The organism is Streptomyces sp. NBC_00986, from assembly GCF_045162565.1.
Lineage (GTDB): Bacteria > Actinomycetota > Actinomycetes > Streptomycetales > Streptomycetaceae > Streptomyces.
This window is the reverse complement of the sequence record NZ_CP108733.1, coordinates 4,711,791-4,726,873: the sequence shown is the minus strand read 5'-3', so window position 1 is coordinate 4,726,873 and position 15,083 is coordinate 4,711,791. Positions and strand designations below refer to the sequence as shown.

The window sequence follows — 15,083 nt, the reverse complement described above, 5'->3', positions numbered from 1 at the left end:
GAACGCCCATGCCGCCCCGGAAGAAGAAGCCCGCCGACCAGGCGGAACTGTTCACCGCCTCCACGCCCAAGGAAATCCAGGCCATCCTCTGGAAGGCCGCGGACAAGCTGCGCGGCTCCATGGACGCCAACCAGTACAAGGAGTTCGTCCTCGGCCTGATCTTCCTCAAGTACGTCTCCGACGCCTTCGAAGAGCGCCGCGAACAGCTCGCCAAGGAACTCGCGGAGGAGGGCATCGCCGAGGACCGTATGGAGGAGTTCCTGGAGGACCAGGACGAGTACACCGGGCATCACGTCTTCTGGGTCCCCGAGAGCGCCCGCTGGTCCTCGATCTCCGCCAACGCCAAGAGCGGCAACGTCGGTGAGGCCCTCGACCAGGCCATGGACGCCATCATGAAAGCCAACCCGTCACTGACCGGCGTCCTCCCCAAGATCTTCAACAAGGACAACGTCGACAAGAAGCGCCTGGCCGAACTCGTCGACCTCATCACCGACGCCCGCTTCGGCGGCAACGACGACAAGCCCGCTCAGGACGTCCTCGGCGAGGTCTACGAGTACTTTCTCGGCAACTTCGCCCGCGCGGAGGGCAAGCGGGGCGGCGAGTTCTACACCCCGAGCAGCGTCGTCCGCCTGCTGGTGGAGGTCCTGGAGCCGTATGAGGGCCGCGTGTACGACCCGGCCTGCGGCTCCGGCGGCATGTTCGTCCAGGCCGCCAAGTTCATCGAGGCCCACCGTGGCCGCGGCCACAAGGCTGACATCTCCGTCTACGGCCAGGAGCTCAACGAACGCACCTGGCGCCTGGCCAAGATGAACCTCGCCATCCACGGCATCGACGGTAACCTCGCCGCCCGCTGGGGCGACACCTTCGCAGACGACAAGCACCCCGACCTCAAGGCCGATTACGTCATGGCCAACCCGCCCTTCAACATCAAGGACTGGGCGCGCAACGAGTCGGATGCGCGGTGGAAGTACGGGGTGCCGCCGATGGGCAACGCCAACTATGCCTGGCTCCAGCACATGATCAGCAAGCTGGGGGAGCGGGGGACGGCTGGCGTCGTCCTCGCTAATGGCTCGATGAGCAGCCAGCAGAGCGGGGAGGGGGAGATCCGGCAGGCGTTGGTGGATGGGGACATGGTGGCTTGCATGGTTGCGCTGCCCTCTCAGTTGTTCCGCACGACGCAGATTCCTGCTTGCCTGTGGTTCCTGGCCGAGGACAAGTCGCCGGGTGGCGTGAAGGGGCAGAAGGTTGCTGCTTCGGATCGCCGCGGCGAGATTCTCTTTATCGATGCTCGCGGCATGGGCGAGATGGCCGACCGCACCGAGCGCGTTCTAACGGAAGCCGATCTTTCCAGGATCGCGGGTACATACCACGCGTGGCGTGGGACGACGAGTGCGAAGGATGCAGACGAGACGTACGAGGACGTTCTCGGGTTCTGCGCCAGCGCGGATCTGGAAACAGTCCAGAAACACGGATATGTACTTACGCCCGGACGGTACGTCGGGGCGGCTAAGGCGGAGGGGGAAGATGCCGAGGCAGTCACGGAAAAGATCGCGCGACTGACGGGCGAGCTGTACGAACTTTTCGACAAGTCGGAAGCGCTGGCAAAAACGGTGCGCGCACAGCTGGGGCGGATCGATGCCTGAGGAAATTCGCGCGGTCCCGCTCGATTCGCTTGTCAGTGACAAGATTTCCTATGGAATTGTTCAGCCTGGAAACTTGGAGGCTGATGGAGTTCCGATCGTTCGGGTAAAGGACGTTCGCAGCGGTAAAATTGACACATCGGACCCGTTGGTTGTTTCTCGTGAAGTGGAGCAGAAATACACGCGAACGCGATTGCGTGGCGGGGAAGTCCTATTGACGCTCGTCGGATCAGTAGGTGAAGTTGCCGTTGCCTCTGAGGAAGTCCGTGGATGGAATGTGGCGCGCGCCATTGCTGTAGTTCGGCCGAGTTCAGAGGTTACGGCTCAGTGGTTGAGGCTGGTTCTTTCAAGCAGTGCAGCGCAGCGCTATTTTGGCGACCGGTTGAACACTACAGTTCAGGCCACGCTCAACCTGAAGGACGTGCGCACTCTCCCGGTGCCGATGCCCTCGCTGCGTGAACGCGACGCGGTGTGCGCTGTTGTAGGTGCACTGGACGACAAGATCGCCGTCAATGAGCGCATTGCGGCCACCTACGAGCGGCTGCTCCAGTGCCGGTTCGTTGAGCTAGGTCTTGGTGACGATCCGGACGGTGACTCGGTGATCCCGATTACGGATCTCATCACTTTCGGTCCGAAGCTCGGAAAGCCTGTCGCTGCTGAGCCGGTATATGTGGACATGGCGGCGCTTCAGGCGAATCGCGCTGGAATTCCGTCTTGGGCTCGGCGTGAGCCGAAATCTGGCCCTCGTTTCATGAATGGTGACACGCTCATGGCACGTATCACTCCTTGCTTGGAGAACGGTAAGACCGGCTACGTCGACTTCATGGAGGACGGAGAGATCGGGCTAGGGTCTACCGAGTTCATCGTGCTGCGTTCCCTTCCGGGAGTCCCGAGCGAGCTGAGCTATTTTCTGGCTCGCGACTCTCGGTTCCGTGAACACGCTATCCGGAACATGGTTGGCTCGTCTGGGCGTCAACGGGTCAGTGCGGCAGATGCTTCGAACTACACGGTGATGGCTCCTGATGCCGAGCAGCTCGCGGCGTTCGGAAAGGAAGCCTCCGCCACTTTTGCGCACATGAAATCTCTGGAGAGTGAGTCCCGCACTCTCGCTGCTCTCCGCGACACCCTCCTTCCCCAACTCATGTCTGGCCGTATCCGCGTCAAGGACGCCGAGAAGATTGTCGAGGACCACGTATGACCACGCACGGGAACGACAACGACCACGGCACCGGCGACACCCCTACCCCCGAAAATTTCCGCCCCCTCGAACTCGACTGGGAGCTCCTCGCCCTCGAAGAGCTCTTGGAGCTCGACTGGCCGAAGGCCGAGGGTAATGAGCTCGCTCCCGGATCCGGCCACCGCCGTTCCTGGGACGACCTGATTCTCTACTCCGATCTTCGCGAGGCCATTGAGAGGCTCAACCCGGCCCTCCCCCCGGACGCCGTCCGTGAGGCCCTCGCAACCGCCGCGACCCCGACCTCCCAGGACACGTACGAGGAGAACCGGAGCGCGCACGGGTACCTCACCGACGGCGTCCACTCCGTCACGTACACCGACGCGCTCGGCGCCGAGCACACACCGACCGTTCGGATCGTCGACCTGGAGAACGCGGACGCGAACACGTACCGCGCCGTCCGCCAGGTGACCGTGATCAACGGCGAGCGCAACCGCCGCTTCGACCTCGTTCTGTACGTCAACGGTCTCCCGCTTGCCGTCATCGAGCTCAAGCGGGCGGGCGACCCTAACGCCACCCTCGCCGCCGCGCACACCCAGATCCGGCACTACGTCGAGGAATTCCCGACCGCCTTCCGCTACAACGCGGTCGTGCTGCTCTCCGACGGGATAACCGCCAAGTACGGCACCCCCTTCACCCCGTACGAGCACTTCGCCCCGTGGAACACCGACGAGTTCGGCGCCCGTGTGGATGCCCTGGGTGACTTCAGCGCCAACGTGGGCGCGGACGGCGACGACATCCCGACCGGCCAGGACCTCGCCCTGCACGGCCTGTTCACCCAGCCGCGCTTCCTCTCCCTCGTCCGGTCCTTCATCAACTTCGTGCCGGCCAAGCGCATGAAACGCATCGCGAAGCCGCACCAGTACTTCGCGGTCACCCGTGCCGCTGACGCTGTACGCCGCGCCGCCGCGACTGACGGCAAGGCCGGTGTGGTCTGGCACACCCAGGGCTCGGGCAAGTCCGAGGAGATGGTGCTGACCACCAACCTCGTCATGCGCGACCCCGCCCTGCACAACCCCACCGTCGTGGTCGTCACCGACCGCACCGACCTCGACGACCAGCTCTTCGACACGTTCAAGGAGAGCGAGGTCCTCCCGGAACAGCCCCACCAGTTCCTCAACCGCGCCGAACTCCGCGAAGAACTCGCCGCTAAGCGCACCGGCGGCATCCTCTTCACCACCCTGCAGAAGTTCGGCCGCACCAAGCAGGAGAAGGAGGCCGGGACCGATCACCCGCGCCTCTCCGAGCGGCGCAACGTCGTCGTCGTGGTCGACGAGGCCCACCGTAGCCATTACGACCACCTCGACGGCTACGCCCGTCACCTGCGTGACGCGCTCCCGCACGCCACGTTGCTCGCCTTCACCGGCACTCCGATCTCCGAGGCCGACCGCAACACCCGCGAGGTCTTCGGCGACTACATCGACACTTACGACCTCAAGCGGGCCGCTGACGACGGCGCGACCGTGAAGGTCTACCACGAGAGTCGCGTCGTCCAGCTCGTCCTCGACCGAGACGTCGACCCCACCACCATCGACACCGAGGCCGACCGCATCACCGACGGCCTGGACGACACCGAGCGCACCCGCGTCGAGCAGGCCGTCGCCACCATGAACGCCATGTACGGCGCCCCCGCCCGGATACGCGACCTGACCCAGGACCTCGTCGAACACTGGGAGGCGCGGCGTACGGCGATGCTGCCCTTCGTCGCGGACGCCGACGACGCACCCGGCGGAGCCCCCGGCAAGGCGATGCTCGTCTGCGCCACCCGCGAGATCTGCGTCCGCGTCTACGACGCCCTGCGCGAACTGCGCCCGGGCTGGCACACGGACGACCCCACCACCGGCGCCATGAAGATCGTCTACTCCTCGGACTCCCGCAAGGACAACAAGGAGCTGCGCGCGCACGCTCTGCGCGACTCCCAGCGCAAGGCGGTCATCAACCGCGCCAAGGACCCCGAGGACGAACTCCAGCTCCTCATCGTCAACAACATGCTCCTGACCGGCTTCGACGCGCCGTCCATCCACACCATGTACCTGGACCGGCCGCTGCGCGGCGCCGGCCTCATGCAGGCCCTCGCCCGCGTCAACCGCCGTTTCCGCAAGAAGGAGGACGGCCTCCTCGTCGGCTACGCCCCCCTCACCGAGAACCTCCAGAAGGCCATCGCCGAGTATTCTGCCGACGACCAGGCGGACCAGACCCTCGGCCAGGACATCGACCGTGCCCTGGACGAACTCCGCAACGAGTACGACATCCTCGACCAGATGCTCCGTGGCTGGAACTGGCGCGAACGCCTCTCCCGTCCCGACGCGAAGGCCTTCATCAAAGCGGCCTACACCACGGCCGAGCACCTGCGCAGTCCCGCCACCCCGGGCAACAACCCCGACCAGCTCGACGACCCGAACCAGACGCTCAGCCGCCGCTTCCGTGAGCACGGCTATCGCCTGGAACGCTTCTTCGCCCTCGCCGGCTCCTCCGCCGATGTCGGTTCCCGATTCCCTGACCAGCCCTACTGGAAGCGCGACATCCAGTTCCTCGTCGAGGTCCGTACGTACATGGCGAAGCTCGACGCCATGGACCGCGAAGCCCAGGGCCTGCCCGTCGCCCGCGACGTCGCCCTCTACCTTTCGCAGCTCACCTCCGCCGTCGTGGAGACCGGCGGTGTCACCGACCTCTTCTCCGCGGCCGGACTGGACAAGGCCGACCTCACCCACCTCAACGACGCACTCGTCGGCCGCCTACAGAACAGCGAAACCCCGCACCTGGCCGCCGAAGCCCTGCGCCGCCTCGTCGAGCAGAAGATGCGAGAGCAGACCCGGCACAACATCGTCCGCCAGACCGCGTTCTCGGAACGCCTCCAGGATCTGATGACCCGCTACATGCGGCAGCAGCTCACCAGCGCCGAGATCATCGCCCAGCTGGTGGAACTGGCCAGGACAGTCGCCGAGGACGCCCGGCGTGGCGAGAAGTTCACCCCGCCGCTGGGTGATGACGAACTCGCCTTCTACGACGCGGTCGCCGACCTCGGCAGCGCTCGCGACCTCATGGGCGACGAGATCCTCTCTGGTATCGCCCGGGATCTCGTCGTCCAGGTCCGCAAGAACCTCAAGAAGGACTGGATCGCCCGCGAACCCGTCCGCGCCAAGCTCCGGGCCACCATCAAGCGCCTCCTGGCTCGCCACGGCTACCCGCCGGAGCAGTCGGAGGACGCGATCAAGCTGGTGATCCGTCAGATGGAGCACTTCGCCGACCGGTGGTCCCAGGACGGCTCGGCCGCCGACGCATAGCCCTCGTTCGTATGGCTCCTTGCCCCGGCACAGCGCTTGCTTGGCGCGGCGGTTCTCTGCCCGGTTGGATGCCCCGTGTTAAGACCGGCATCGGACGTGTCCGCTGCCCTTGCTCAAAAGCAAATTCCAGTGCTGCGCGACGCGGAGAGCGCCCGGCCGCTACTTTCGAGTCCGCGGAAGGGTCCGCAGAACGGTAGAGCAGTCTGGGGGAGTTAGGGCATGTCGCAGAGAGCGCTGCTGTTGATGGTGGTCGTCCTGGCGTCTGTGGTGGTGGGGCTCGTGGCAGGCATTCTCGAGTTTGCGGGCGCGGGGAAGATTGTCACAGCTGTCAAGTACGGCGGTGGTGCCTGTGGAGTCGCCATGCTCATCGGACTGGCCACTGTTACGTGGCTGATGTCGTCGTGATCCCGAAGGAGCGAGGGAGTGAGCTGGGGCGCCTGAAGTACCGGCGAGTGCTACTGGCCGTTGAGAAGCTGCGCAGCACGACTGATGCCGAGACGACGTACCGACTCGCCTTTCAAGTGGTCTACCTCCACTGCTGGTCCAGCCATGGAGCAGCAGTGGAGCCGGGGCGCCCGTGGCGACCCGGCTCGGGGTCCGCGGGTGCGATGCTGAATGCGATCTGGCCGCGTACGCCCGTCGCTCGTACCTACAACCTGCCCGCGTGCCGCGACGAAGGCGTGAGCCGTCCCTTCGAGCTCATCGATCCGGCTCTCCACGAGCTGATCGTGGAGGTTCGGCGGCTGGAGCCCGACGTGGGGCTCTTCGATGTGTTGCTCGACATGTACTCGACGCGCTATTCGCGCGGCGATGACTACTTCACGCCGAATGATCTGGCGTACCTCTTCGCAGGACTGGCCGCTCCCCGAGGAGGCGAGGTGGTTCGGGACCCGGTGTGCGGAAGCGGGCGACTACTGCGAGCCGCCGCCTACCGGGCTCGAACCCAAGGTGGCGAAGTGCGCTTGTCCGGAGCGGATCTCAATCCGACGGCACGCTATGCCGCGGCCGTCAACCTCGCCCTGCACGGATTCCATGCCGACCTTGGCAAGGGAGAAGCTGACAGCCTCCGGGCTGGGACGTCGCCGGAACCGGCCGACGTGGTCGTCGCCAACCCTCCTGTGAACCTGCGAGATTGGGGGCATGGCGAACTCAAGGACGACAGGCGGTGGACCCTGGCGGTACCAAGGTCGGGTAACGCGAACTTCGCCTGGGTCCAGCACATTCTTGCCGACCTGACGCCGCAAGGGCGGGCCGTTGTCCTGCTCTCCCCCGGAGCAGCCCACAGCAGCAACAGCACCGACGGACTGATCCGTCGCAGGTTGCTCGAAAACGGTCTGGTTGTAGGCGTCGTGGCTTTGCCGGCATGGCTCTTTCCACACACCAGCACGAGCATGGCGCTGTGGCTGCTCGCCAAAGGGGAGCGGCCGAACACCCATCGGGTCCTGTTCGCGGATGCAGGAAAACTGCCGACAGCGAGGGACGGGTCACGGCGCATTTTCGACCAGGACTCGGTCGAGCGTCTTCTGCAGATCTTCGGTGAGTGGCAGGACCTCCGGCGCTGTGAGGATGAGGGCGCTCCTGAATCCGTGCCATGGTGCCGTGCGGCGAGTCTTGAGGAAATCACTGATGCGGGCTTCGACCTGACTCCCGCACGCTACGTACGGAACGGGGGCACCGCGCAGTTGCATTCAAGTGACGGAGACCGGAACCGGAAGGCCGAGCTGTATGAGTGCATGGATCATAGCGCCGCAGCCAGGAACCGAGTCCGTGATGCCTTGGAGAGCAGGCATGACTACAGAATCGGATGATGTCCCCACTCCGTGGCCCGTCGTTGAGTTGCGTGAGTTCCCTGGGGTCGAGTACGCCGCCTACGGAATTGCGCGACAGCAGAAGGCATCCGGCGGAATCCCTATGATCCGCGCCACAGAGATTGTCGAGGGAGGTGTGCACGTCCAGGAGTTCACATTTGTGCCTCCCGATGTGGCCAGACGCCACCCACGCAGCACGCTGAGGTCTGGGGACCTCCTTGTCGTGCTCGTGGGGCGTGTGGGGGAGGCAGCAGTTGCAGGGGAGGAGCACGCAGGATGGAATGTCGCCAGGTCGCTCGCGGTCGTCCGCTGGACACCAGAGGGCCGCGCCCAACAATGGGATCTGTGGCTTCGATGGTGGCTGAAGACCTCGCAGAGCCACAGCTATCTCACGCTGTCCTCGTCGAACGCCGAGCACATGACCTTGCCTCTGCAGGCACTCAACCGACTTCCCGTGCCAGTGCCGCCAGCGCCGGTGCGGGAGAGGCTGCTTTCGCTGATCTTGCTTGCTGAGCGCAAGAATGCGTTGAACACCCGGATTGTGTCTTGCGCGACGGGACTAGCGGATGCGCATTTCGTGGAGGCGCTGCAGACGTGCGGGCAAGGTCCGGCTGCCGAGCGTGCAGTGGGCGAAGTGTGTCAGGTTACGGCTGGTGTGGCACAGTCTCTGCCGGACAGCGAGCAGTCGGCTCTGCCGTGGGTGTCTCCCCGCGAAGTACTGAACTGTAGGACAGTACATCTGGGTGCAGTGACTTCACGCACCGTGGCGCAAGCGGAGGTTGTATGCCCCTCCGGCAGCCTCTTGATCGCGCCCCGTCCCGGGGAGGTGCGGACCGTGCTCACCACTACCCCGGTAGTGCCAGGTCGGCGGACGCTCGCGATTTACACGAAGTCAGAGGTCGATCGAATGTGGTTGTTGCACTCGCTGCGTTACCGGAGGCGGGAGTTGACGGCCGTTACGCAGGGCGAGCAGGCCCGCGCGATGAGGCGCAAGGACTTTTCCCGTTACAAGATCCCCTGGCCGACCGATGCGGTGAGGCGGGACTTCGCCAGGCGTGCTGCTGCCCTGCACTACCTCGCCTACGCCTCCGCCAGGGAGCGACACGTGATGGAGGAGCTGGTGGTGCACGAGCTGGAGAAGGGGGGCCTGGCGCGTCTCACTTCGGCCAGCTGAATGCCGAGCTGATCCACGTTGCCCCTCTCTGGAGCACGGAATCCAACGCTCTGAACGAACGGCGCAGTGCCGCGCACACCGTTTCTCCGCTGGCGGTCCGAGAGAACCCTGACCAGCCATGTTTGGGGCGCCCCCGGCAGGACTCGAACCTGCGGCCAAGCGCTTAGAAGGTGTACGAGGTTTAGCGATGTGCTTACCTGCGTCTTTGCTGGTCGGCTGAGACCAGACTAAAGAAAGGCGCTTGGCCTGAGATTCTTGGAACTTTGACGCGATCTCGGCCCCAGAACGGAGCCCGCCCCGGCCGCCACCTTACGGGGCAGTCGGGGCGGTCAGGGCGCGACTCCGCGCTTTGGACGGAACGGGACCTCGCGCGTGAGGAACCTGCCGCGCCCGTCCGGGGGCGCCGGTTAGTCGTAGCTAACGGGCGTTGGGGGGTGATCCCCCGATTGGTGCATATGCCAAACACGCTGGCTGGATTCGAACCTACATTCGAGTCGTGGTGCGGGCCACCCGGCGGGATACTCCGGGGGAACGTCGACCGCCGGGTGACCCTGTCGTCGGGAGCGTGCGACTTCGCGCTGCAGGTCGACGATCGTGCAGCCGTGCAGGGAGCGCACGAGTTGCCCCGCGAGCATCCAGCGCGCCGCCGTCGTGCCGTACGCGGCTACATCCTTGACGGCGGTCCGCACCGGATACCCGAACGCCGAGGGCGACCAGACGCGCCCGTACACCCCGCACACCTCGCTCTCGCGGACGCGCACAGCGACGCTGCTGCCGGCGAGGTGATGGCACTGCTCGACTGCCTTGCCCGCGCATGGCAGACAGACCGGGGGGTGCGTCGTGAGCAGATCGTTCGGCCAACCCTTGTAAGCGTTCCGGTCGTCTTCGAGCAGCCACAGCACGCCGTCGGAGTTGCGGTCGGCGGACCCACCGCACACCTGACACAACTTGTGTTCCATCGCTACGCGCTGCCGCATCGGGTGCACGTTGGCGTACTCCGGGCGCCCGGTGCCCTGCGCCATGGCGCGGCCGTTCCACAGCACGCCATACTGGTCGCGGTCCTCGGGCATCTCGTCGGCAAACGCGATCCCGCCCCGTCCCGAGTAGATCATTTTGCGCTTGTACGGTTGCTCGCCGCTCCAGGGCGCGATGAACGGCACGATGTCGGGCCGAGTCGGTGCCGCTGTCACGAGGCACCTCCCAGGGGGCGCCCGAGGTGGGCGAGGGCGAGGTACAGGCGACCGCCTGCGCGGGCGTTCGCCCGGTACTCGTCGACTTCGGCCACCGACGCGACTTGCGACAGCTCGTCGAGCCCGACCACGAGCAGAGCGCCGCCGCACTCTTTGAGCCCGCGCATCCATCTGGGGTGCTGCACCTTGAGCGCGTAGCCGGCTTCCAGGAACCACAGCAGAGCCACGCCACCTTGGATCGTCAGCCGGACGCCGACGTCGGGTACCGGCTCGCCGGCCGGGACGGCGCCGAGCGACTGCACTACCTGCCGCATGCTGGCCTCGACGGCGGCGGGGTCGGCTTCGTCGAACTGCGGCGCCGGGTAGGTGAGCATCAGGCACGGGATCAGCTCGCCTGCGTCCGTATGGTCAAGCCACGTGCGCACGTTGACCGTTGCGAGGGTCGAGAGGGTCACGACCTCGGCGAGCGTAGTCTCGGCGGTCATCGGCCGCCGTCCATGGCCATGCTCGCGCTAGCGGCCGCGTATGCCTCGTACAGCGCCGTGCCGTCCGTGAGCGTCGTACCCGGAGCAACAATCCACGAGCGGGTGAGCAGCGTGTGCGGGGCGACGACGGCGGGTGGTGGTACGTGCAGCCTGTCGCCCTTGGCGAGGACCCTCGCGCCCGGCTGGTCCCAGTCCTCGACCGAGCCGGCTGGCACGAACACGTCGACATGGTCGGCGTTATGCAGGACGGGCCCGATCTTGGCGCCCGCATTGCGTAGGGCTTGCACGGTGCGCCACCCGTGCGGCCGGTCCATGCGGACGACGTCCCATCCCTTGCCTACGGGCAGCGCGGCAAGCCCTCCCTCGGCCCATCGCGTGAGGGTCTGCGTCACGCTCGCGCCGCTGTCCCTGATCCAGTCGAGATTGTGATCTTCGTGAGCACTCATCATGCCCCCACGTGGTTCAGGGCGGCGAGCATGTGCCGACCTGCGTCGCCGCCATGCAGCAACGGGACTCGTACGCCGGTCTGTTCCTGCCAAGGCGGCGGGTCCCAGCGGGTCCCGTGCGTCGGTGGCAGAGCGACCCACTGCTGCGCGGATGTTCGCAACGTGACTGCCGCTGGCGGTTGCTCGCCGAGCGCGTAGCGGCCAGTGGACGGCAGTACGAGCAACGCGCAGTACGCACCACAGTCGATGAACGGTACGGGGCTCACTCGGTCGAGCGGGACCATGGTTGCCAGTCCCAGCCAGCGCGGCATAACGAGGGCGTCGAACGCGGCGCACGCGGCGATGATTCCGGCACCGGGCGCGGTGTCGAGGGTCGCCTCGATGTCGTCGGCGGGGATGGGTGTGAAGGGTCCGGGCAGTGGGTGAGCGCCGGGTGTGGGGCACTCGACGTTCTCGCACGTACAGCCGGCCCGAGGCCGGTAGCGGTGCCCTAACGCGATCGGCCAATTGAAGGCGCGCAGGTAGATGCGCGCAGCGTCGACCGGGCGTCGGGCGTCGATGGCTTCCATCTGACTTCCCTCGTGTGATCAGTCGCTTACGGAGCGTGGCTCTTGAGCGTGCACCGTGCGAGCGACCGCGCCCCCTAGATTTCCTAGGGGCGCTTTCTAGGTGTGCCGTCGCAGCACGTTGGTTCTACAGAACCCACCTCGCCTCCGCACGAATCCCCCTAGCCTTTGGCTATGGAGTGGTTCATGGCAGCCTTGGTAGGAGCAGCCGGCGGTGCCGCCATGGAGGCCATCGACATCATCAAGGCCATCAAGTGGCACCGCCAGATGCCTTGGAACGTCCAATCGGACACCATTGATCCACCACAACGCAGGGCCGAGGTGCGGCCCGGCGAGGAACGTCTACCCGCACCCGGTTGGAAGGCGTATTGCGTCGCTGGGGTGCTGCGGCTACTTGTCAGCGGAGCCCTGACCGGTGTCGTGGCAGCCACCTATCCGCAGAGCACGAATCCACTGGCGGCATTTCTCATCGGGCTGGGCGCTCTGTCGGTTGTCCAGCAGGTCACAACACTGGCGCCGTTGATGGTTAAGAGCGCGGGGCAAGCCGCCCTTGGCGGCGTAGTGGGGGAGTCGCAGCAACAATCGCAGGCTCTCCACCAGATAGTGCGGCAGCCTGCTCAGAGGCAACCGAATGGCGCTCCGCTGAGGCCAGAGACGGGTAGTCCTTCAGCTGGGAGTCCACAGCCCGACACGGGCGTCGCCGCACAGCAGGATCCGGCAGGCCAAGGAGGTGCGGCGTGATGATTGCTGCCGAGTCCTTCGCGGGCCGCGTGCTGGCTGTGTTTTCACGTCGCTCTCCCGGCTTCCGGCCTCCCCTGAACACGTCCGGCCTGCGGGTGCCGGACCGTCTTGATATGGCTCCTCCCGCCTCGGTTCCGGATGTTGCAAGCCCTGGTGAGACTCCCCCGGCCGATCCAGTCCAGGACAGCATTCTGGGGCTGAGCCTGGCTGACGTGACAGCTCGCTGGAAGTCCGCGTCTCCAGAAAAGCGGCTCTGGCATCGTCGCGACCTTATGAGCGTCTCAAGTTTCCTGGAAACCGGGGCCGCAGCCCTCGACCCTGACCTCACCCTCGACCTCAGCCTCGCGCGCGCCTTCGCCCGCGGCCTCGAAGGCGCCCTCAACCACGCCAGCGAACGCGCGCGTGTCCTCGCCATCGACACCGATCGCGACCTCGGCGTCGCCCTCGGTCGTGCCCGCTCCCGCGCCCTCGACCTCGACCACGCCCTCGACGGCGCCCTCGACCACGCCCTCGACCACGCCTTCGACGGCGTCCTGAACGGTTCCCGCTCCCTCGCCCGCGACCGTGCCCGCGCCCTCCAGCGCGACCTCGACCGCGCCCGCGCCCTCGACCCCGACGGCACCCTCGACCCCAACCTCGCCTTCGCCACCTCCCTCGCCCGCACCCTCGCCTACTTCCTCGACCTCGACCCCATGCGCTCCCTCGACTTCGCCACCTCCCTCGCCCAAGCCCTCGCCCTCGACGGCGCCCTCGACCTCGACCGCGGCCTCCACCGTGCCCGCAACCGCGCCCGCAACCTTGCCCGAGACCTCGACAATGTGCTTACCCAAGACCTCGACCGCGGCCTCGACCTCTTCCGCGTCCTCGACGTCAGCACCCTCGCCCGCCAATTCGCCCTTGACTTCGCCTTCGCGCTCATCCTCGACCTCGACCTCGACCTCGCCCACGACCTCGAAGAAGCTCATGCCAACCTGACTGACGCGGCAAATAACTTCTTTGGAGCCGACCTCACCGCCGTGGATCTTGCTGAGGTCCACCTTGCGGGGATCCGTTGGGACAGTGACACACGGTGGCCAACGTCTGAGTGGGGAACTCGTATGCGCAGAGCATCCGTGGAGGACCCTCCTGGATCCGGAGTCTTCGTCGTCCTTCCTGAAGACGGCCACCACTACGCAGATAGCGGTTCCCTGGCACCAATCTCGTGAGATGTCACATCTAGGGGGAGTTGAGTACCCGTCAGTGGACGAGTTCCATGTTCCTGATCAGCGAGGACAGTGCCGCAGCTTGAGAGGGAACGCCGACCCTCGCCAGGTTCGAGACCAACGCGCGAGCCATCGGGTCCGCGTGGACGTAGTACGGGGCGTCGCTAGCTGCCTGACGCAGCGTCGCCACGGCGGCCGGACGGCGGCCCATCCGTTCGTAGGCCCGCGCCTTGTCGATCTTGTAGTGCGTCTGGCGTTCCTTGCTTGGCACTTCGTCGACCTTCACGCCCTTGACCTTGTTCAGTCCGGTGTCGGGTTCGTCGACCTCGACACCTGCCTCGGCGGCGTGCACGGCGACAGTTCCACGGCCGAACACAGTGTGATTGTCGAGGTCGTAGAACCCTGTTCCGAGCCGGTCGGCATCTTCCAAAGCGGCGCTGATGCGAGACCATGCATCGACGCCCTGACCACCGCGGGCGTGCGCGATTGCCGCGCGCAGGTGCAGCGCTCCCCGCAGCGACAGCGCCTCGTGCTGTGGGTTGCCCGCCGACGCGAGCGGTTCGAGATCGCGCAGCGCCGCCTCGGCGACAGCCACGGTTTCAGGTAGGGAAGCCTGATGCAGCAGTGCGCCGCACCGGTCCCATGCGACGGCGGCTTTGACGAGGGGGTCGTCGAGTTCGGTTGCGGCGCCGGCCCCGACCTCGGCGGCGACCCACGCAAGATCGGGGTACCCGAGTTGGTTGAGGCACATGCGGGCTGTCCGAGCTGCGTCCACCATGAGACGCAGCGCGTCGTCGCGGCCGTTGTCCTGCAGAAGCGCTGTGTTGAGATCCTCGATCATTCCCGGCAGCAGCGTTGCGACGGCGGGGAGATCGGCCGCCTGCCGCGCCGCGTTCGCCTTCCGCGAGCGCTTGCGCAAGTCGGCCAGGTCCACCGGGGCGCCCGTCGGAGTGAGCCCAGGGTGCCCAGAGAGGATGAGTCCGGTACGTCGGAGACCGGTGCGCATGGCTGGAATGTGGGCGTGCGCGAGGTTGCCGCCGCTGCGCTGGAGCCTGTACGGCTGCCCAAGCAGCCACACGACATCGACGTCGCACAGATCTGCGATTGCAGTGATCAGCGAGTAGCGGTCGAGTGGCATCCTGCCCGCCTCGACGTTCGCGAGCCACGACTCGGTGTGAGCGAGGAGCCCAGCCATCTCGGCTTGCGTTAGGCCCGCTGCCTGCCGGGCAATCTTCACGCGGGTCCCGATGTGCTCGTCGGTGCTGAGAGGCATACTGGTACTCCGTTCTCTGGTCGCACTCAGAACGGTACGC

Annotated in this window: 13 protein-coding genes; 8 read left to right on the top strand and 5 right to left on the bottom strand. The window is 66.0% G+C overall.

Annotation, left to right across the window (positions count from 1 at the left end; genetic code table 11):
- Positions 1-8: 8 nt before the first annotated feature.
- From OG504_RS20485 to OG504_RS20460, 6 genes are all read left to right on the top strand, one after another.
- Complete coding sequence (locus OG504_RS20485) at positions 9-1,643, top strand: type I restriction-modification system subunit M (RefSeq protein WP_405991129.1); 1,635 nt, start codon at positions 9-11, stop codon at positions 1,641-1,643.
- Entirely contained in the window at positions 1,636-2,838 is a 1,203-nt protein-coding gene (locus OG504_RS20480) for a restriction endonuclease subunit S (RefSeq protein ID WP_405991128.1), read from the top strand. The genes OG504_RS20485 and OG504_RS20480 overlap by 8 nt, the downstream gene beginning before the upstream one ends.
- Positions 2,835-6,158 (top strand): type I restriction endonuclease subunit R, encoded by a 3,324-nt coding sequence (locus OG504_RS20475; protein WP_405991127.1) that lies wholly within the window; start codon positions 2,835-2,837, stop codon positions 6,156-6,158. Before OG504_RS20480 ends, OG504_RS20475 begins: the two co-directional genes overlap by 4 nt.
- A gap of 219 nt (positions 6,159-6,377) precedes the next feature.
- Positions 6,378-6,563, top strand: a complete 186-nt coding sequence (locus tag OG504_RS20470) for a hypothetical protein (RefSeq protein ID WP_052577077.1) — start codon at positions 6,378-6,380, stop codon at positions 6,561-6,563.
- Positions 6,545-7,966, top strand: coding sequence for an N-6 DNA methylase (locus tag OG504_RS20465; RefSeq protein WP_405991126.1), 1,422 nt, complete (start codon positions 6,545-6,547; stop codon positions 7,964-7,966). The genes OG504_RS20470 and OG504_RS20465 overlap by 19 nt, the downstream gene beginning before the upstream one ends.
- Positions 7,967-8,873: 907 nt before the next feature.
- Positions 8,874-9,140: a hypothetical protein gene (locus tag OG504_RS20460; protein WP_405991125.1), complete on the top strand. Its 267-nt coding sequence runs from the start codon at positions 8,874-8,876 to the stop codon at positions 9,138-9,140.
- Positions 9,141-9,547: 407 nt separating this feature from the next.
- Here OG504_RS20460 and OG504_RS20455 read toward each other — a convergent pair whose 3' ends face one another.
- From OG504_RS20455 to OG504_RS20440, 4 genes are read right to left on the bottom strand one after another with little or no spacing between them, the layout of a single operon-like run.
- Positions 9,548-10,330: a hypothetical protein gene (locus tag OG504_RS20455; RefSeq protein WP_405991124.1), complete on the bottom strand. Its 783-nt coding sequence runs from the start codon at positions 10,328-10,330 to the stop codon at positions 9,548-9,550.
- Positions 10,327-10,815 (bottom strand): hypothetical protein, encoded by a 489-nt coding sequence (locus OG504_RS20450; RefSeq protein WP_405991123.1) that lies wholly within the window; start codon positions 10,813-10,815, stop codon positions 10,327-10,329. Before OG504_RS20450 ends, OG504_RS20455 begins: the two co-directional genes overlap by 4 nt.
- A complete protein-coding gene (locus OG504_RS20445; RefSeq protein WP_405991122.1) occupies positions 10,812-11,261 on the bottom strand; it encodes a hypothetical protein in 450 nt (149 codons plus the stop codon). Before OG504_RS20445 ends, OG504_RS20450 begins: the two co-directional genes overlap by 4 nt.
- Positions 11,261-11,830: a hypothetical protein gene (locus OG504_RS20440; protein WP_405991121.1), complete on the bottom strand. Its 570-nt coding sequence runs from the start codon at positions 11,828-11,830 to the stop codon at positions 11,261-11,263. Before OG504_RS20440 ends, OG504_RS20445 begins: the two co-directional genes overlap by 1 nt.
- 183 nt (positions 11,831-12,013) lie before the next feature.
- On the opposite strand from OG504_RS20440, the gene OG504_RS20435 reads away from it, so the two are divergent.
- Together OG504_RS20435 and OG504_RS20430 are read left to right on the top strand one after the other, a co-directional pair.
- A complete protein-coding gene (locus OG504_RS20435) occupies positions 12,014-12,568 on the top strand; it encodes a hypothetical protein (RefSeq protein ID WP_405991120.1) in 555 nt (184 codons plus the stop codon).
- A 272-nt stretch (positions 12,569-12,840) separates the two neighbouring features.
- Entirely contained in the window at positions 12,841-13,773 is a 933-nt protein-coding gene (locus OG504_RS20430; protein WP_405991119.1) for a hypothetical protein, read from the top strand.
- A 31-nt stretch (positions 13,774-13,804) separates the two neighbouring features.
- Here OG504_RS20430 and OG504_RS20425 read toward each other — a convergent pair whose 3' ends face one another.
- On the bottom strand, positions 13,805-15,043 hold the full coding sequence (locus OG504_RS20425) for a helix-turn-helix domain-containing protein (protein ID WP_405991118.1): 1,239 nt from the start codon (positions 15,041-15,043) through the stop codon (positions 13,805-13,807).
- Positions 15,044-15,083 lie beyond the last annotated feature (40 nt).